General features: G+C 33.4%; 18 protein-coding genes and 1 tRNA gene. 7 read left to right on the forward strand and 12 right to left on the reverse strand.

The window, feature by feature from the left end; all coding sequences use genetic code 11:
* Window positions 1-64: 64 nt before the first annotated feature.
* The 7 genes from O5640_RS01565 to O5640_RS01595 form a co-directional block, all read right to left on the reverse strand.
* The gene (locus tag O5640_RS01565; protein ID WP_269612836.1) at window positions 65-409 is read right to left on the reverse strand and encodes a DUF3593 domain-containing protein; all 345 of its coding nucleotides are present in this window, start codon (window positions 407-409) and stop codon (window positions 65-67) included.
* Window positions 406-714: a DUF2499 domain-containing protein gene (locus O5640_RS01570; protein WP_269612838.1), complete on the reverse strand. Its 309-nt coding sequence runs from the start codon at window positions 712-714 to the stop codon at window positions 406-408. The genes O5640_RS01565 and O5640_RS01570 overlap by 4 nt, the downstream gene beginning before the upstream one ends.
* On the reverse strand, window positions 707-1,261 hold the full coding sequence (locus O5640_RS01575) for a peroxiredoxin (RefSeq protein WP_269612839.1): 555 nt from the start codon (window positions 1,259-1,261) through the stop codon (window positions 707-709). The genes O5640_RS01570 and O5640_RS01575 overlap by 8 nt, the downstream gene beginning before the upstream one ends.
* Window positions 1,262-1,279: 18 nt before the next feature.
* Window positions 1,280-1,516 carry a 50S ribosomal protein L28 gene (rpmB, locus tag O5640_RS01580; protein ID WP_011293839.1) on the reverse strand — a complete coding sequence of 79 codons (237 nt, stop codon included), beginning with the start codon at window positions 1,514-1,516 and terminating at the stop codon, window positions 1,280-1,282.
* A 45-nt stretch (window positions 1,517-1,561) separates the two neighbouring features.
* Window positions 1,562-3,466: a molecular chaperone HtpG gene (gene htpG / locus O5640_RS01585; RefSeq protein WP_269612840.1), complete on the reverse strand. Its 1,905-nt coding sequence runs from the start codon at window positions 3,464-3,466 to the stop codon at window positions 1,562-1,564.
* Between the two features lie 129 nt (window positions 3,467-3,595).
* Window positions 3,596-4,771 carry an ATP phosphoribosyltransferase regulatory subunit gene (locus O5640_RS01590; RefSeq protein WP_269612841.1) on the reverse strand — a complete coding sequence of 392 codons (1,176 nt, stop codon included), beginning with the start codon at window positions 4,769-4,771 and terminating at the stop codon, window positions 3,596-3,598.
* Between the two features lie 42 nt (window positions 4,772-4,813).
* On the reverse strand, window positions 4,814-5,680 hold the full coding sequence (locus tag O5640_RS01595; RefSeq protein WP_269612842.1) for an inositol monophosphatase family protein: 867 nt from the start codon (window positions 5,678-5,680) through the stop codon (window positions 4,814-4,816).
* 214 nt (window positions 5,681-5,894) lie between these two features.
* Here O5640_RS01595 and O5640_RS01600 point away from each other — a divergent pair.
* Window positions 5,895-5,981, forward strand: a tRNA-Ser gene (locus O5640_RS01600).
* A gap of 38 nt (window positions 5,982-6,019) precedes the next feature.
* On the opposite strand, the gene pstB is transcribed toward O5640_RS01600, so the two are convergent.
* The 3 genes from pstB to pstC are packed head-to-tail and all read right to left on the reverse strand — an operon-like array spanning window position 6,020 to window position 8,735.
* Window positions 6,020-6,823, reverse strand: coding sequence for a phosphate ABC transporter ATP-binding protein PstB (gene pstB, locus O5640_RS01605; protein ID WP_269612843.1), 804 nt, complete (start codon window positions 6,821-6,823; stop codon window positions 6,020-6,022).
* Window positions 6,824-6,854: 31 nt separating this feature from the next.
* The gene (gene pstA / locus O5640_RS01610; protein WP_269612844.1) at window positions 6,855-7,769 is read right to left on the reverse strand and encodes a phosphate ABC transporter permease PstA; all 915 of its coding nucleotides are present in this window, start codon (window positions 7,767-7,769) and stop codon (window positions 6,855-6,857) included.
* Complete coding sequence (gene pstC / locus O5640_RS01615) at window positions 7,770-8,735, reverse strand: phosphate ABC transporter permease subunit PstC (RefSeq protein WP_269612845.1); 966 nt, start codon at window positions 8,733-8,735, stop codon at window positions 7,770-7,772.
* Window positions 8,736-8,873: 138 nt separating this feature from the next.
* Here pstC and dnaK point away from each other — a divergent pair, with 138 nt between their 5' ends.
* The 5 genes from dnaK to O5640_RS01640 all read left to right on the forward strand — a co-directional run bounded on the left by dnaK (window position 8,874) and on the right by O5640_RS01640 (window position 13,712).
* The gene (gene dnaK / locus O5640_RS01620; protein ID WP_269612846.1) at window positions 8,874-10,874 is read left to right on the forward strand and encodes a molecular chaperone DnaK; all 2,001 of its coding nucleotides are present in this window, start codon (window positions 8,874-8,876) and stop codon (window positions 10,872-10,874) included.
* Complete coding sequence (locus tag O5640_RS01625) at window positions 10,858-11,802, forward strand: DnaJ domain-containing protein (RefSeq protein WP_269612848.1); 945 nt, start codon at window positions 10,858-10,860, stop codon at window positions 11,800-11,802. Before dnaK ends, O5640_RS01625 begins: the two co-directional genes overlap by 17 nt.
* 55 nt (window positions 11,803-11,857) lie before the next feature.
* The gene (locus O5640_RS01630; protein WP_269612849.1) at window positions 11,858-12,253 is read left to right on the forward strand and encodes a DUF3110 domain-containing protein; all 396 of its coding nucleotides are present in this window, start codon (window positions 11,858-11,860) and stop codon (window positions 12,251-12,253) included.
* On the forward strand, window positions 12,250-13,182 hold the full coding sequence (gene murQ / locus O5640_RS01635) for an N-acetylmuramic acid 6-phosphate etherase (RefSeq protein ID WP_269612850.1): 933 nt from the start codon (window positions 12,250-12,252) through the stop codon (window positions 13,180-13,182). Before O5640_RS01630 ends, murQ begins: the two co-directional genes overlap by 4 nt.
* A gap of 89 nt (window positions 13,183-13,271) precedes the next feature.
* A complete protein-coding gene (locus O5640_RS01640) occupies window positions 13,272-13,712 on the forward strand; it encodes a peptidylprolyl isomerase (protein WP_269612851.1) in 441 nt (146 codons plus the stop codon).
* 25 nt (window positions 13,713-13,737) lie between these two features.
* On the opposite strand, the gene ribBA is transcribed toward O5640_RS01640, so the two are convergent.
* On the reverse strand, window positions 13,738-15,423 hold the full coding sequence (gene ribBA, locus O5640_RS01645) for a bifunctional 3,4-dihydroxy-2-butanone-4-phosphate synthase/GTP cyclohydrolase II (RefSeq protein ID WP_269612852.1): 1,686 nt from the start codon (window positions 15,421-15,423) through the stop codon (window positions 13,738-13,740).
* An 87-nt stretch (window positions 15,424-15,510) separates the two neighbouring features.
* Here ribBA and argC point away from each other — a divergent pair, with 87 nt between their 5' ends.
* Window positions 15,511-16,590 (forward strand): N-acetyl-gamma-glutamyl-phosphate reductase, encoded by a 1,080-nt coding sequence (gene argC / locus O5640_RS01650; RefSeq protein WP_269612853.1) that lies wholly within the window; start codon window positions 15,511-15,513, stop codon window positions 16,588-16,590.
* On the opposite strand, the gene purN is transcribed toward argC, so the two are convergent.
* Window positions 16,574-17,272, reverse strand: a complete 699-nt coding sequence (purN, locus tag O5640_RS01655) for a phosphoribosylglycinamide formyltransferase (RefSeq protein WP_269612854.1) — start codon at window positions 17,270-17,272, stop codon at window positions 16,574-16,576. The genes argC and purN overlap by 17 nt on opposite strands.
* Window positions 17,273-17,486: the final 214 nt, after the last annotated feature.

Consider the following 17,486-nt stretch of genomic DNA (forward strand, 5'->3'; position numbering starts at 1 on the left):
TCCCTATTGAATAAATTCATTATCAACCATAAAGAATGCTTTTGAGTCAAATGTTACTCACCTCTTAAGAGTTTTTTACTTCCGTTTTATTTTTGATTGACTGCAGCATCAAAATAAAACCGTAAACAACAAATGCATCGCTAATCGTTAAAAACGATTCTGCTAGTCCGTGCAGTACATCTACATTTGTTAATTCATCCCCAAAATAAATTTGTGCGAGTATTGCAAAAACTATTGTCATGAATACAAATAACAGAGTTAATTTAAAACCTATAAATGATATTTTTGGTATCGCTCTTGTTTTGCCTGCGTAACGTAGAAAGACTAAATAAGGAATAAGAGAAAGGACGAAAAATGGACTAGGGTCAATTCGTGCAAATGACTCAAGACTAAGAATTGAAATATTCATTGGTTTGGTTGAGAAGACTCAGATCTAAACAAGTTCCAAGCAGCAAGTGCAAGACATATATTTCCTACAGTTGTAAGAGCTGCCTGTAGGACAACTAATCCTTTTAACTCAATACTGTTGTCAAATATATGCCAAGTGATTGCGGCCATAGCACTAGCTAGATTTGGCAACATTGCTAAAGCAAAATAACCCAAAGCCTTGTTATTGGATATTGATGAAATATAATCAATTATTATTATTGCAATCCCCCACTCGAATAGAGTTGCAATGTGGATAAACCATGTTCCTAAGGAAAGTTCATGCATATATTTTCTTTTGTTTAATTAGCTCTTCTAAAACTTCTTGAGCATGTCCTACGGGTCTTACTCCTATCCATTTATATACAACTATACCCTTTGGATTTATTATAAATGTATTTCTTTTTGAATAGGGATCTAACCACGAATCATATGATTTACTTATTTCTCCTGTTGTATCTGAAAGTAGGGTGTATCCAAGTTTTGCGGATGTACAAAATGATTCATGTTCTTCTTCATTGTCAGCGGAGATTCCAACTATGAAGGAATTAAGTTTTTTAAACTTAGAAAGATTATCTTGAAATGCTTTGGCTTGTAATGTACAACCACTTGAGAAGTCCTTAGGATAAAAATATAAAATTAACCATTTTCCTGAAAAATCATCTAGTGACCATTCCTTTTGATTCGGCTTGCTTTTGTTGAAACCATTTAATAAAAAATCAGGTGCTTTTTTACCAAGCCTAACGGAATTTAAACTTGCAAATAATCTTGAAGGTTTAACAAATAAAATACTAGAAAATAAAATAAAAGATTTTATAAATTTTTGTCTTTTCACTTGATTAACACATCAAATTTAAAGTTTGTTCAAATCTACCCCTAAAGATTTGGCATACTTTCCTAATCCCTTCTTCTGAATAGTTTTTAGTGCTCTTGTCGTTACTCTTATATTGATCCATTTGTTTTCTTCTTCCCACCATAATCTTCGCTGCTGCAAATTTGCTTGCTGCAATTTTTTGGTTCTAATATGGGAATGGCTGACTGACATTCCGTTGTTAGCTCGTGTACCTGTAAGTTGGCAAACCCTAGACATTTTTCAAACTTAATCGTTTATTTATTCTATCAAATGAGGTTGAGATTAAACGAATTTTTGCATTAATTTCCCTAGGACCTCAGCATTCCTAGCTTGAAATGCTGCGATATCTTTATTCTCGAGACCTCCAATTGACAGTTTTGCCATCTCATAAACATGGATAGAGATGTCACTGGCTAATTGACCTTCCTCTGATTTGCTAGATCCTTCAACAACTATTGGGTTGGAATTTAACTTTAGTAATCCTTGAATAAGTGGATGGTTTGAGTTGATGATTAAATTATGATATTCAGGTAGACCAGGAAGTTTCTGTTCCATTAATGCTGTTATATCATTAATTCTTCTCATTTGTTCTGGTAATAAAATTAATGAAGGCGGAGAATTTTCACCTTTAAGGCTCTGCACTTGCACGGTCACTTTCTCATTGTTTAGAGCTGAACTAATCATCTTTTTAAGTGTTTCTGACTTTGTATTTCCATCTTTATCTGCTATTTCAGGCGAATCATCTTTAATACTTTCATCTAGTTCTGAGTCAACTCTGACAAAATTTATTTCTTTATTTTTTTCTTCTAACCAAGGAATAAATTGGGTGTCAATAACAGTATCAAGTTTTAAAACTTCTTTGCCTTGCGAAGTCCACATATTGAGCGCTGTTGATTGAGAGACTTCATCCGTTGAATATAAAACCTTTTTCTTCTCATCAGTCAGCCTATTCTTATAACTATCAAGGGTGGTAAAAGTCTTTGATCCAGATTTGATTAGTTCATTAGTATCTTCATTATCTGCTGAAGTGTTTTTTGTTGTTGAATATAAAATTATCTCTTTTACTTGCTCGGCAAATTTCTCATCTTCCATTGCACCTATCTTTATAAAGGGTGATATCGAGTCCCAAATATCTGCATAAAATTGGGTTTCATCTTTCTTTAATGTCTTAAGCTTATCGGCTAACTTCTTTGCAATAAAGTTACCTATAGATTTAACTCTTCTGTCTGATTGTAATGCGCTTCTGCTGACATTTAAGGGAATATCTGGTGAATCTATTACTCCCCTCAAAGGTAACAAGTATCTAGGAACAATTTCTTTAATTGAGTCGCTAACAAATACCTGATTACAGAATAGTTTGATTTCACCACTTTCCCAATCGGCTCTTCCACTTATTTTTGGAAAGTATAATATCCCTTGCAAATTATATGGATAGTCAGTGTTTAAGTGAACCCATAAAAGCGGATCGCCTTGAAATGGGTATAGATATTTATATAGTTCAATATAATCTTCGTCTTTAAGATTTTGTTTGCTTTCTCTCCATGGTGGATTCATTTTGTTGATAACTTCTTCTTCAAGCGAGATTTCAATAGGCATGAAATCACAATATTTTTTTATTAATGTTTTAATCCTGCTTGGTTCAATGTATTCAATTTCTTCTTCCATTAAATGTAATATTATATCAGTACCTATTTCTTCTTTATCTGATTCATCAAGTGAATATTGAGGTGAACCATTACATTTCCATTTAATAGCTTGTGAATCATTCCTTGCTGATTTAGTTATTATTTCAACTTCTTCTGCGACCATAAAACTTGAATAAAAACCAAGTCCAAAATGACCTATAAATCCATCATCCGGCTGTTTATATTTTTCAAGAAATTCTTCTGCACTTGAGAATGCTACTTGATTAATATATTTCTTAATTTCTTCACTTGTCATTCCTATTCCATTGTCACTAATAGTCAATGACTTTTTATCTCTGTCAATTGAGATTTTAATTTTTTCATCTTCAGCTGAGACACAATCTCCAGCAAAGGCGGCCATTTTCCTTTTCTTGATTGCATCTACGGAATTACTTATAAGCTCTCTAATGAAAATTTCATGATCTGAGTAGACTGCTTTTTTTATTATTGGAAATATATTTTCTGTGTGAATAAGAATAGTTCCTTCTTCTTTAACAGGCATGACTTATAAAATTTTTATTATCATAGCGATACTAATTTCTATTTAGGCGTTAAAACCAAAAGTATTATTGATTACAGCTCATTAGTTTTCGATCCCTGACAATTATTAAAAAGATATAGTTGAATTATATCAATCTATCCATTCAATTTTTGTGCATCTATTGGATTTTAAAAGTTGATTTGTTGCATCATTTGTCTTTAGAGGTTCATGTGAAATTACAGAAATAATTCCCTTGTTGTGCCATTCCTTTTGTTGCTTTAATGCTTTATATAAACTTGCACTTTTTTTGTATGCGATTAAGACTTTTTCATTATTACTTTTCACTTCATCGATTGAGGAGGTTAATTCCCTGATTTTATCAATGCTAATACTAAATCCAATTCCAAAGCAATTATGATCGCTAGAACTAAATTTCTTTACTAAATCATCATATCTACCGCCTTTAGCAATGATAACAGGAGCGCTTGGGGATGAAGAAACAAGTGAAAAGGTTAAACCACTATATAATTTATATTTAGTCCCTAATGTAGGGTCTAGTTGTACTTCTATCCCCTTCTCTTTAGCTAATGGTTCAATAATAGTAAACAATTCCTTTAGGTTTTCAATGTAAGAATTGGATCCATAGATATTTTTAAGATCGGTTAAAATATTTTCTGGTTTTCCTCTCATATTCATGATCTTTTTTATAAACATCCTTTGTTCATCATTTACATCTATTTCACTCAATGCTATGTAATCAAGATCGCAGAGGATATTTTTTATTTGGTCTATTCTGGTTGAATCAAATGAGCTTAAAATAAGTTCCAATAGATAGGTATTACCAATAAGCAATGTCATTGTATATTCCTGATCAATTTCAATTGTTTTTAATGATTCAATCAGTAAAGATAGAAGTTCAATTTCTGCATTAATAGCTTTAGTTCCTATTAATTCCACTCCGCTTTGGAATGACTCCTCGATATCAATACCACCATCAATGCTTTCATTGCATTTAAATGAAGTACCTGTCGACCAAAAACGAAGTGGCCTTTCATATTCATTAAATCTAGTTGAAGCAGCGCGAACAATTGACGCTGTTATTTCAGGTCTTAATCCAAGAGGTTCATCAGAGACGATTTTTAGTATTTCATTGTTTGAAATACCACCAGCTGCCATAAGTGTATCTAGACGTTCAATATGTGGTGGTGATATTCGCTCATAACCCCATAGTTGATATAAAGATGAAAGTTTTGATCCAATGTGATGGTTCTTTCTTACTTGCTGAGGATTTAAGTCGCGCGCACCCGAGGCAGGTTGCAATGTCATTATTTGAATCTTTTTATTACTTAAGGATCACATAAATTAGGACTATTTTCCACCATAAGAGTTAGGACTTAATGGTCTAATTTTCTTAAGTTCTTTAATGAGCTCATTTTGGATCTCTTGATTACAAGCAAGGATTCTGCCGGTATTCAGTTCAAAATCTCCTGAAGGATAATTTGAAACTATTCCACCTGCCATTTCAACTAGTGGTACTCCTGCTGCCATATCCCATTTTGCAAGTCCGCGTTCCCAAAAACCATCGACTTTGCCTGAGGCCACAAATGCTAAATCTACCGCGGCGGCACCTCCTCTTCTGACGCCATGGGTGCGATGTGTTAGCCAACAAAATTCTGAATAATTATTATCTAATACTTCTCGTCTGTCATACGCGAAGCCAGTAACTAAGAGTGAATCAGATAATGAATTTGTTTCTGTGACATTTATTTTCTCGCCATTACAAAATGATCCATGCTCTGGAGAGGCATAATAAATTTCATTTAAAGAAGGAACTGATATTGCTCCTAAAATTGGATTGCTATTCCAAATTAAACCTATAGAAGTTGCAAAAAATGGATATCCATGGGCATAGTTTGTTGTTCCATCAAGAGGGTCAATACACCATTTTAATTCTCCATTTTTTAACTTATGTCCACTTTCTTCAGCAAGAATAGAAATGTTAGGAGTCTCTTTTTCTAAATAATCGATTATTATTTTTTCACATTCTATATCTGCATTAGTAACAAGATCACCAGCAGTTCCCTTGCATTTTATTGTTTTAATTCTTCCATAATTATTCATTAGCGATGCTCCGCCTATTTCTGCGGCATGCTTTGCAATATCCAATAATTTATTAATTTCATGTTTTGATAGCCCTGAATTAAAGGCTGCGGTTTTACATGAAGGTATAATCATAACTTTTTTTTATTTATATTAATCGTCTATAATTAGAAGATTATAATTATCTGTAAATCAATTTATTCTCGTTAATAAATTAATGAATACTAGTACCATGTTTTTCATAAAAAGAATTAATAAATAAATCCGACATTTAAAATATTAACAAGAGCTCTCTTGTGGTATATATTTAAATCTAGCAATTGAAAAAGGATTTCATTGCTGGATTTAAGGAGAGGTGGCCGAGTGGTTGAAGGCGCAGCACTGGAAATGCTGTATAGGGGCAACCTTATCGAGGGTTCGAATCCCTCTCTCTCCGTCCCTTAAGGTTTCTTTTGAATGATAAAGGTTTAGAGGTTATCCAAATTTCCCAGAGATATAGTCTTGAGTTGATTTTTGCTTTGGTGAATTGAACATGTTTTTTGTTTTATCAAACTCAACTAAAAATCCTATTTTTCCACCTAAATTTTTTTCTTTTTTCTCTGTGTTGAAAAAAGCTGTGTAATCACTGACTCTATTAGCTTGTTGCATATTGTGCGTAACAATAATGATTGTAAAATTCTTCTTTAATTCATGAATTGTCTCTTCAATTTTTAATGTAGATAATGGATCAAGTGCTGAACATGGCTCATCCATTAAAATCACATCAGGTTCTATAGCAATTGTTCTTGCTATGCATAATCTTTGTTGTTGTCCGCCTGATAATGAATAGCCACTTTCGTTTAATTTATCCTTGCATTCATCCCACACAGCGGCCTTTGTAAGAGATTCTTCTACTAATTGATCCATATTACCTTTATACCCATTTACTCTCGCACCAAAGGCAATATTTTCGTAAATACTTTTAGGGAATGGATTGGGCTGTTGAAATACCATTCCAATTCTCCTTCGTACTTCAACTGGATCTATATCCTCTGCATATATATCTATACCTTCAAAAATAACACTTCCTGATAATTTACAATCTTCAATTAAATCGTTCATTCGGTTGATTGCTCTGATAACGGTTGATTTTCCGCATCCTGATGGACCAATAAAAGATGTAACTTTATTCTTTTCAATATCACAAAAGACATTTTTAACTGCAACTGAATTGCCATATGTAATTGATACATTATCTAGTGAGACTGAAGATGTAGGTTTTATATTTTTTTTATTCATTAGTTTATTTTATTGTTAGTTTTGCTCATAATTATACTTTATTTTTTGAAAAAGAACCAAGTGTGCCTATCCATCTTGATAGGATATTAAGACTTAAAAGTACAACAACTAATATGAATGATGCTGCCCATGCTAGTTGGTTTTGAGCTTCATATGGTTCAAGAGCGAAATTGTAGATTAACACTGATAATGAACCCATTTCATAGAAAAGATCATCAAAACTTGTAATGTAGTAACGTGAGAAAAGAGCTGTAAATATTAATGGAGCTGTTTCTCCTGCTGCCCTAGCGAGTGCTAATAATACGCCTGTAGAAATTGAACTAAATGCAGCTGGTAATGTGATATTTGTTATCATTGTGAATTTTGAGGCACCAACTCCAAATGCAGCTCTTCTCATGTCATTTGGTACTAATTTAAGTGCTTCATCAGTAGTTTTAATTATTGTTGGAAGCATTAAAATTGAAAGTGATATTCCGCCTGCAATACCGCTGAACATTGATCCAAATAATATTTTGGTAGAAACAATAATTGCATATATAAATACACCAGCAATTATAGAAGGAACCCCTGCAAGTACATTTGATCCAAACCTTATAAATTTTGCAAACTTTCCTGATTTTGAATATTCAGCAAGATATATTCCACCTCCTACTCCAACAGGTATTGATATTATTGAAGCAATAACTGCCATTATAAAAGTTCCAGTTATTGCTGGTCCAATACCTCCCGCTGAGAGAAGATCGTCTCCTGGTGGCTCAGGTTCAAGAATTAAGGTATCTAAGTTTATATAACTTCCACCTTTTATTAATACATAGCTTATGACTAATATTAAAGGAAGTACAGAAATGATGGCAAAAAGAGCAGAAATAATAGTTAAGGCTTTGTTCCCAATATTTCTAGTTAGTGAGGGATTATAAGTTAGAGATTTTTGTGAAGTGTAATTCATTTATTGATATTTTAAGCTTAATTTCTTTACAATCCACTGGGCAAATACATTAACCAATAAGGTCAATATCATTAGGATTAATGCTGCATACATTAGAGAAGAGACTTGGCTGCCATCTGCTTCACCAAATTGATTGGCAAGCATTGATGAAATTGTATAAGAAGGAGCAAATATTGACCAACTAAAGTTATTTGAATTGCCAATAATCATAGTAACTGCCATTGTCTCACCCATAGCTCTTCCTAGAGCAAGTAAAACTCCTCCTGTTATCCCAGAAATTGCGGCTGGAATAATTACTTTAAAAATAGTCGTCCATCTTGACGCTCCAATTCCATAGGCAGCTTGCCTAAGTTTAGATGGAACTTGTTTTAGAGAATCTTTTGAAATCGATGTGATTATAGGTAGTATCATTATCACAAGTATTAATATTGCTGGCATCATTCCAGCGCCCAAAGGTTCGGTGCTGAAAAATGGGATAAATCCAAATAGTTCGTAGATTATCTTCAAAAATGGTCTAATAAAAGGTTCCATAATAAATACTGCCCATAGTCCTAAAACTACTGATGGAATAGCAGCTAAAAGTTCAACCATTATTCCAATTACATTTCTTATATATTCGGGTATTATATTTTCAGTTATAAATATTGCAGTGCCGACGCCCAATGGAATGGCAATTAATAATGAAGCAATCGATGTAAAAATGGTCCCATAAATAGCTGTGAATGCACCGTACTCATCTGTAACTGGATTCCATGCAGAGCTAAAAAGAAACCTCAGTCCATATCTTGAAATTGATTCAGTAGATTCATAGTAAACGACTGCAAATATGGAAAAAAGCACTACGGCTACCATTGAAGCCATGGCAACAACAATATTTTTAAACCCAACATCTACCAACTTCTCTGAAGTTGCTCTTGTCCTCAATGAAAATTTAGATCTACTAGCTTTGTCCACACTCAAAAGCATTTACTTTATGAATCTATATCCAATCTCAAATTTTTCACTAAGATAGTGTTAATGATTGGCTTTAAGTGTTGAAGGGTACATAATAAGTATTGAATACCCTTAAATGCTAGTTACTGTAGGGATTAATTAAGTATTGCCATGGGGAGAATAGTTGGCATTGACTTGGGAACGACTAATTCCGTTGTAGCGGTTTTGGAGGCTGGTAGGCCAGTTGTTATTTCTAGTGCTGAAGGAGCTAGAACTACTCCATCAGTCGTTGGCTTTACAAAGGAATCTGAATTGTTGGTGGGCCAGTTAGCAAGAAGACAATTAGTTCTTAATCCAAAAAATACTTTTTCAAATCTAAAAAGATTTGTTGGTCGAGCATGGGATGAGCTTGAAGAGACAAGCCTCTCAGTTCCTTATAGCGTTCGCTCAAATGATCAGGGCAATGTTCGGATAACCTCTCCAGTAACAAAAAGAGAATATGCCCCCGAAGAATTGATTGGAAATATTATTAGGAAGTTAATAGATGATGCCGAAACCTATTTGGGTGAAAATGTTGATTCCGCTGTAATCACAGTTCCAGCTTATTTCAACGATTCACAAAGACAAGCGACTCGTGATGCTGCCATTTTGGCTGGTATAAATGTTGAAAGGATTTTGAATGAACCTACCTCTGCAGCACTTGCTTATGGTTTTGATAAAAGTTCTTCTCGAAAAGTATTGGTTTTTGATTTAGGTGGTGGAACATTTGACGTTTCTTTAATGTCTATTTCCAATGGCGTTTTTGATGTCAAAGCAACTTCTGGTGACACACAATTGGGCGGTAATGATTTTGATCAAAGAATTGTTGATTGGCTCGCTGAAGATTTTTTAGAAAAAAATAAAATAGACTTAAGAAGAGATAGGCAATCTTTACAAAGATTAACTGAAGCGGCTGAGAAAGCTAAACAAGAACTTTCTGGTGTTCAATCCACTCCAATATCACTTCCTTTTATTTCTACAGGCAAAGATGGTCCATTACATATAGAGACGACTCTTACTAGAAAAATGTATGAGAGTCTTTGCAATGATCTTTTAGATAGATTATTTGATCCTGTTAATACAGTTATTGATGATTCAGGTTGGAATCCTGAGGAAATTGATGAAGTAGTTCTTGTAGGAGGTAGTACACGTATGCCAATGATAAAACAATTAGTTAAAACATTAGTTCCAAATCCCCCTTGTCAATCTGTTAACCCTGATGAGGTGGTAGCTATTGGTGCTGCAATTCAAGGAGGGATTTTATCTGGAGAGTTGAGAGATCTTTTGTTAAATGATGTCACACCTCTTTCACTTGGACTTGAAACTGTTGGGGGTTTAATGAAAGTTCTAATTCCTCGAAACACCTCAATACCAGTTAGACAATCAGACGTGTTTAGTACATCATCTTCGAATCAATCATCTGTAGAAATACATATATGGCAAGGGGAGAGACAGATGGCTTCAGACAACAAATCATTGGGTAAATTTAGATTATCTGGTATTCCTCCTGCCCCAAGAGGAGTTCCTCAAGTCCAGGTAGCTTTTGATATTGATGCAAATGGTTTATTAGAAGTCAGTGCAACTGACAGAACCACTGGAAGAAAACAGTCTGTAAGTGTTACTGGAGGTTCAAACTTGAATCAAAATGAAGTTAATAAATTGATTGAGGAATCCAAAATAAAAGCATCTGAAGATAGAAAAAAACGTGCTTCTATCGATCAGAAAAATAATGCTTTAACACTTGTTGCACAAGCCGAGAGGAGACTAAGAGATGCTTCGCTCGAGTTAGGTCCCTATGGCGCGGAAAGACAACAAAGGTCTGTGGAAGTAGCGATGAGAGACGTTGAAGATATGCTTCAAGATAATGATTTGCAAGAACTTGAATATGCTGTTGCATCTCTCCAGGAGGCATTATTTGGTTTGAATCGTCGCTTGTCAGCAGAGAGAAAAACAGATTCTAATCCCATTCAAGGTTTGAAAAATACTTTTGGATCTTTAAAGGACGAATTGTTCTCTGACGATTACTGGGATGATGATCCTTGGGACTATTCACAAAGAGGGCAAAATAGAAATGTCGATAATAATTATGGGAGAAGGGATATAGATCCTTGGGATAATGACTACTACCGTTGATCCTAATTATTGGTCTCTCTTAGGAGTCTCTCCAGAATGTGATTCTGATGAACTTAAATCTGCTTTTAGGAGAGAAGCTAGAAAGTGGCATCCTGACTTAAATAAAAATGATGTAAATGCTGAGGAAAGATTTAAGTTAATCAATGAAGCCTACGCGATTCTTAGCGATCCAAAAAAAAGAGGAGAATGGGAAAAACAAAATTATATAAATAAAGATATCTTTGAAAATAGATTTCCTAGCTATGAGGAATATTTAGAAGTTGTATTAGGTATAAGAACGAATTTAAATAATGAAGTTGATGAAGTTGATGAAGTTGATGAAGTTGATGATAAGTTTTCAGAACGATCTGAAGACGAATATGAAAACTATGATCGATCTAATTATAATGAATATATTCCTACAACAAGTGAACCATCACCACCACCAACTTTAATTTATGAAGATCAAGAATCTATTGTCGAGATCTCACCAGATCAAGCTCTTTATGGTTCTTCAGTTGAAATTCAATTGCAAAATGGCACTCTTGTAGAAGTTTTAACTCCGCCTTTTGCTGGTGATGGATGGAGATTACGAATAGAAGGTGCAGCAATTGGTTGTCGAGATCATTTTGTTCAATTAAAAGTTCAAACGGATGATGGCTTAAGAATTGACGGCTTAAGAGTTTTGTATCGTCTTGAATTATTTCCACATGATGCTTTATTAGGATGTGCTGTAGATATTCCAACTCTTAATGGATCGGTAACATTACAAGTGCCTCCGAATTCATCAACAGGGAGATTGTTAAGACTTAGAGGACGTGGATTGGAATATGAAGAATATCGTGGTGATCAAATTGTTGAAATAATTATTGTGTTACCGGATAATTTAAGTGATTCTGAGATTGCATTATATCAACGTCTAAATGAAATTTCTATGGAGAATTATTAGAAAATATTGTTTATTCACTTTATCGATTTATAATCAAATTGATTATCTACTTCTTATGTTAGTTCATGTCCTTTTATATGAAGCTGGGACTGAAAGTGAAGGTATACATTCACTTGAACTTAAGGGCTCAACAGTAATCCTTATGTTTGAAGATAGGGACGATGCTGAAAGATATTGTGGCCTTTTAGAAGCTCAAGACTTTCCAACTCCATCCGTTGAGGAGTTGACGAGGATAGATATTGAAACTTTTTGTGTTGAAGCTGGTTATGAGGCCCGTTATGTCGAAAAGGGTTTTATTCCAAGTACGGATGAAGAACGCCTTATGATTTCTCCACCCCTTTCAAATTTAGAAGTAGGAAATTGGCATAATCAAGATAATATTAATGATCAGAAAACCTCCTCAAATGAGCAACTTGATGATATAAAAAAACGTTTAGAAAATCTTTTATGATTAATTTCAATATTAACTTAAATAGAAATAAATATCGAATACTAACTGAGCAGATTAATACTACATCAAATGAATTAGATATAAAATCAACTTATGAAATAGTCAATATTTTTTCTGAAGCTGATAAAGAACCTCAAAAGGCTGTTGAGAAAGCTATTCCAGAAATAGTTAATGCTATTGATGAAATTACTACTAGACTTAAATCAAATGGAAGATTGTTTTATATTGGTACTGGTACATCAGGAAGATTAGGTGTACTTGATGCATCAGAATGCCCTCCAACTTTTTGCACAAATCCAGATTTGGTGCAAGGAATAATTGCTGGTGGCGTAACTTCACTTACAAGAAGTTCTGAATCTCTAGAGGATTTACCAGAGATTGCTATTGATGATCTTAAAAATAAAAATTTCTCAAACAGAGACGTTTTAATAGGTATAACCTCTAGTGGAAATACTCCCTATGTTTTAGGGGCATTAAACTATTCCAAAAGTATAAATGCGCTAACTATTTCTATTTCATCAGTTCCAGAATGTGATTCAACTTTAGATAATCATATAGATATTAGGCTTATCACAGGACCAGAGATTCTTGCAGGTTCAACAAGATTAAAAGCTGGAACTGCTACAAAGATGGCTTTAAATATAATTTCTACATCTGTAATGATTAAATTAGGTAAGGTTTATGGCAATAGAATGATTGATTTATCAGTAAGCAACGATAAATTAATGGACAGAGCAATTGGTATTTTATCTGATCTTGGTTCAGTTGATAAAGAAACTGCTGTTCAACTTCTTAAGAATACAAATGGATCGGTTAAATTATCATTGTTAATGGCTTTGTCTGGCATGGATGTTTTTAAGGCTAAGCAATTACTTAATAATTCAAAGGGTAATTTAAGAACAGCACTTAATAAAGTTAAAGATTGTTGAATTATGTTCAATAAAACTTTTGTTATCTATAATATAATTTCTGCATTAAGTTTAAAAAAGAGTTATTATAAAATAAATTAATTTGTGCTATGTCTAAAGTATTGATGAACACAGATAAAGGCCAATTGACTATTGACCTGTTTGATAATGATGCACCAAAAACAGTAGAAAACTTTTTGAAGCTTGTTAAAGAAGGTTTTTACGATGGCCTTTCTTTCCATAGAGTAATAAGCGGTTTTATGGCTCAAGGTGGATGTCCTAATACAAGAGAGGGATCAAGAGGAATGCCTGGAACTGGGGGGCCTGGATATTCCATTAATTGTGAAATTAATTCAAACAAACATGTTGCTGGTTCTCTCTCAATGGCCCACGCAGGCAAGGATACTGGTGGCAGCCAATTCTTTTTAGTACATTCTCCGCAACCACATTTGGATGGAGTTCATACTGTCTTTGGTAAAACAGATGATATGGAAATCCTTCTATCTATAACTAATGGTACTAAAATTAATAGTGTAAATCTTATAAAATAGAATATATTATTATTCTATTTTATAATTAATTCCATTCAATAGCACAGTTTTTATCTTTCAAATCCCAATCAAATAATGGCGAATTTTCAAAGTTTAAAAGTTCGCTAATTTTTTTCTCTTCAATTAATATATCTTGAGAAGGATGTAAAAGTCTTTCATAATTATCTGTTTTAATTATTCCAATTCTTTCTGTATTATTCCAATTACTCAGTTCTTTGAGAAGAGATTCAAGTAATCTTTTATCTATTAAGTTACCTTCTAAATGAGTTTTAATATCTCTGTGTCTAACATTCCATATAAATAAAGGGTTTTCACATAGAGCAATCAACCTTTGTGCATTTTGAATAGAAATATTTAAAAAATGATTTTCTGACCATTTTTTAGCTTTATCTTGAAAATGCTTTAATTCGCTATTTTTAACTTTACCATCCCAATAGACAACAATGTTTTGTCTTTCATTGGTTAAATGTGTCTGAATATTATTACCAATTAAGTGTCCAAGTTTTTCTCTTTTCACTTCTAGATAAGCTGCATTATGATCCCCAGGGCAAATCACTAATGGAACTCTAGATTCAACTTGAAGTCCATATCCACCAAGACCTGCTATTTTTCTTGGATTATTGGTTAATAACTTCAGTCTATTTATTCCTAAATCTGTCAAAATTTGTGCACCTACTCCATAATTTCTTAGGTCTGCAGGAAAACCCAACTTCTCATTAGCTTCAACCGTATCTAACCCTCCATCTTGGAGTTTATAGGCTTTTAATTTGTTAACTAAACCAATACCTCTTCCTTCCTGCCTTAGATATACAACAACTCCTTCACCTTCTTCAGAAATTCTTGATAAGGCCGCCTCTAATTGAGGTCTGCAATCACATCTTAATGATCCGAATGCATCTCCAGTAAGACATTCTGAGTGCATTCGCACCAATACAGGCTCTTTTAAATTATCTGGATCCCCTTTTATTATCGCGACATGTTCTGATCCATCCAATTCGTTCTTATAACCAATTGCCTTGAAATCACCAAATAGGCTAGGCAACTTTGCAATTGCTTGTCTGTAAACAAACCTCTCATTTTCAAGTCTGTAATGAATTAAATCTGCGATACTTATCAATTTTAAATTTCTTTCCTTAGCATATTTTTTTAATTCAGGCAGTCTGGCCATTGAACCATCTGAATTTTGGATTTCACAGATAACGCCTGCAGGAGATAGTCCCGCTAACAAAGATAAATCTACTGCTGCTTCTGTATGTCCAGCTCTTTTTAATACTCCACCTATTTTTGCTCTTAAAGGAAAAATATGACCTGGTCTTCTCAAATCTATTGGTTTTGTTTGACTATTAAGAGCAACTTGAATTGTTTTAGCTCTATCCTCAGCCGATATACCTGTTGATACACCAAATTCAGGACCTGCATCGATGCTTACAGTGAATGCTGTTTGGTTTGAATCAGTATTTCTGTCGACCATTAAAGGTAGATCTAATTTGTCTAATCGTTCTCCCTGCATTGCCAGACAAATCAACCCCCTAGCTTCAGTAGCCATGAAATTTATTTGTTGAGGCGTAGCAAATTGAGCCGCACAGATTAAATCTCCTTCGTTTTCTCTTTTTTCATCATCAACTACAACAACACATTCACCGTTCCTAATAGCAGCAAGAGCATCCGCTATATCATCAAATTCAATTTCATAACAATCTTCTGATTTCAACTTATTCCTCGTGTTTGTGGTGAAATGGTTCTTTGCTACTTATTCTCAAATGAATATCTCATCATTCTACGAAATAACATTGATGTTATGGCAATTAGTACGTCGAAACCAGCGAGGATCGCAATTATTGGAGCATCGGGATATGGAGGGCTTCAACTGGTTAAGTTGATTAATGAACATCCAATTTTTGAAATTTCAACTTTAAATGGAGATAGATCAGTTGGTAAAAGCTGGAATGAAATAAATCCTTTTATGAAACTTTTGGGTGATAAAGAGATAACTAAAAGCAATATTGATGAAATCGCTCAAGATTCTGATTATGCAATATTGAGTCTGCCAAACGGTTTGTCATCACAATTAACCCCTTTCTTATTAGAAAAAGGTATTAAAGTACTAGATTTATCAGCTGATTATAGATTTAAATCATTAGATAAATGGAAGGAAGTCTATTCAAAAGAAGCTGCAAAATATCAAAGATATGACTATGAATTATGCGAAGAGGCTATATATGGTTTTTCAGAGGAATTTAGTAATGAAATCTCAAAGTCTAGATTAATTGCTTGTCCAGGTTGCTACCCAACATCATCTCTTAGTGTCCTTATTCCATTTTTAAAACAAGGATTAATTGAAAGTGAGGGAATTATTATTGATGCAAAATCTGGTACATCTGGTGGTGGAAGAAATCCAAGTGAACAACTTTTACTGTCTGAATGCTCTGAATCAATTAAACCTTATGGAGTAATTGGTCATAGGCATAGGGCAGAGATAGAGAGAATTGCTAGCTATTTCGCTGGTCATGAAGTCAACTTGCAATTTACGCCTCATTTGGTTCCAATGGTTAGAGGCATTTTAACTACAGTTTATGCTCGTTTAAGAGATCCTGGATTAACAGCAGAAGACTGCAAAATTGTAATTGAAGCTTTTTATAAGAATCAACCATTTATTGATATTTTGCCTATAGGAACTTATCCGGCTACTAAATGGGTTAAAAATACTAATAAAGTTATGATTTCAGTTGAAGTTGATAAACGTAATGGAAGAATAGTACTAATGAGTGTTATTGATAATCTTCTCAAAGGTCAAGCAGGACAGGCTATACAAAATTTAAATATTATGCACGGACTTAAATCAGATATTGGTCTTCCTAAAATTACTTATTATCCTTGAATTTAGTTCTTAAATTCTTAGCTACCTTTGCTATCGCTAAAGGTAATATTATATGTTCCATGTTTTGAATTCTTTTTTTTAAAGTCTCTTTATTATCATTTTCATTAATAGGTACTGCAGCTTGAATAATTATTAAGCCGGAATCAACTTCTTTTTGAACATAGTGAACTGTACATCCTGTAATAGTTACCCTTTTATCTATTGCCTGCTGTATTGCATCAACGCCTTTAAAAGAAGGTAAAAGTGATGGATGTATATTAATCAGACGGTTTTCAAATTTATTAATTATTTCTTCTCCGACAATTCTCATCCATCCAGCCATAACTACTAGTTCTACCGAAAAATCCTCTAGTTTTTTCATCACCAGCATGTCGTGTTCAAATCTCGATTTACAATCTCTATGATTAATAATTACATAAGGTATTTTGTACTTGATTGCCTTTTTTATTGCTAAACAATTAGGATTATTGACAATTAGTATAGAAATTTCTGCATAAAGTTGTTTAGTTTGAATGGACTTAATGATGTATTCGAAATTTGAGCCATTACCAGAAGCAAGTATACCTAATCTTATTTTTGGTTCGAATAAAGGGCTTATTGAATCTAATGGGCTAATTAGGCTCTGTTCATTTAAATCATAAGATAAATTGTACTTCATATATTCTTTATTATCTTGTTTCATCAAACAATGATTATTTATTACTAAATATATGACCTTTAGAAGAAATAACAATATGTAAATATAAAGACATATTTAATAGTAATGAAAGTTAAATCATCATTTATATTTCCCTGACGTTAGATAAAAATAATTATCAAGCTTATTTACAATCCTATTTGTCAATTACTAAACATTCGCCATTTGAAAACCATTCTTGACTAATATAAATTAAATT

Origin of the sequence: Prochlorococcus marinus str. MIT 0912, assembly GCF_027359595.1 — a bacterium.
GTDB lineage: Bacteria > Cyanobacteriota > Cyanobacteriia > PCC-6307 > Cyanobiaceae > Prochlorococcus_B > Prochlorococcus_B marinus_C.

Bases quoted from the DNA above. Each gene is read 5' to 3' on its own strand.
- O5640_RS01565 (WP_269612836.1), bottom strand. From the start codon at position 409: ATGAATATTTCAATTCTTAGTCTTGAGTCATTTGCACGAATTGACCCT.
- O5640_RS01570 (WP_269612838.1), bottom strand. From the start codon at position 714: ATGCATGAACTTTCCTTAGGAACATGGTTTATCCACATTGCAACTCTA.
- rpmB (WP_011293839.1), bottom strand. From the start codon at position 1,516: ATGTCTAGGGTTTGCCAACTTACAGGTACACGAGCTAACAACGGAATG.
- htpG (WP_269612840.1), bottom strand. From the start codon at position 3,466: ATGCCTGTTAAAGAAGAAGGAACTATTCTTATTCACACAGAAAATATA.
- O5640_RS01590 (WP_269612841.1), bottom strand. From the start codon at position 4,771: ATGACATTGCAACCTGCCTCGGGTGCGCGCGACTTAAATCCTCAGCAA.
- O5640_RS01595 (WP_269612842.1), bottom strand. From the start codon at position 5,680: ATGATTATACCTTCATGTAAAACCGCAGCCTTTAATTCAGGGCTATCA.
- pstB (WP_269612843.1), bottom strand. From the start codon at position 6,823: ATGAATAAAAAAAATATAAAACCTACATCTTCAGTCTCACTAGATAAT.
- pstA (WP_269612844.1), bottom strand. From the start codon at position 7,769: ATGAATTACACTTCACAAAAATCTCTAACTTATAATCCCTCACTAACT.
- pstC (WP_269612845.1), bottom strand. From the start codon at position 8,735: ATGCTTTTGAGTGTGGACAAAGCTAGTAGATCTAAATTTTCATTGAGG.
- dnaK (WP_269612846.1), top strand. From the start codon at position 8,874: ATGGGGAGAATAGTTGGCATTGACTTGGGAACGACTAATTCCGTTGTA.
- O5640_RS01625 (WP_269612848.1), top strand. From the start codon at position 10,858: ATGACTACTACCGTTGATCCTAATTATTGGTCTCTCTTAGGAGTCTCT.
- O5640_RS01630 (WP_269612849.1), top strand. From the start codon at position 11,858: ATGTTAGTTCATGTCCTTTTATATGAAGCTGGGACTGAAAGTGAAGGT.
- murQ (WP_269612850.1), top strand. From the start codon at position 12,250: ATGATTAATTTCAATATTAACTTAAATAGAAATAAATATCGAATACTA.
- O5640_RS01640 (WP_269612851.1), top strand. From the start codon at position 13,272: ATGTCTAAAGTATTGATGAACACAGATAAAGGCCAATTGACTATTGAC.
- argC (WP_269612853.1), top strand. From the start codon at position 15,511: ATGGCAATTAGTACGTCGAAACCAGCGAGGATCGCAATTATTGGAGCA.
- purN (WP_269612854.1), bottom strand. From the start codon at position 17,272: ATGAAACAAGATAATAAAGAATATATGAAGTACAATTTATCTTATGAT.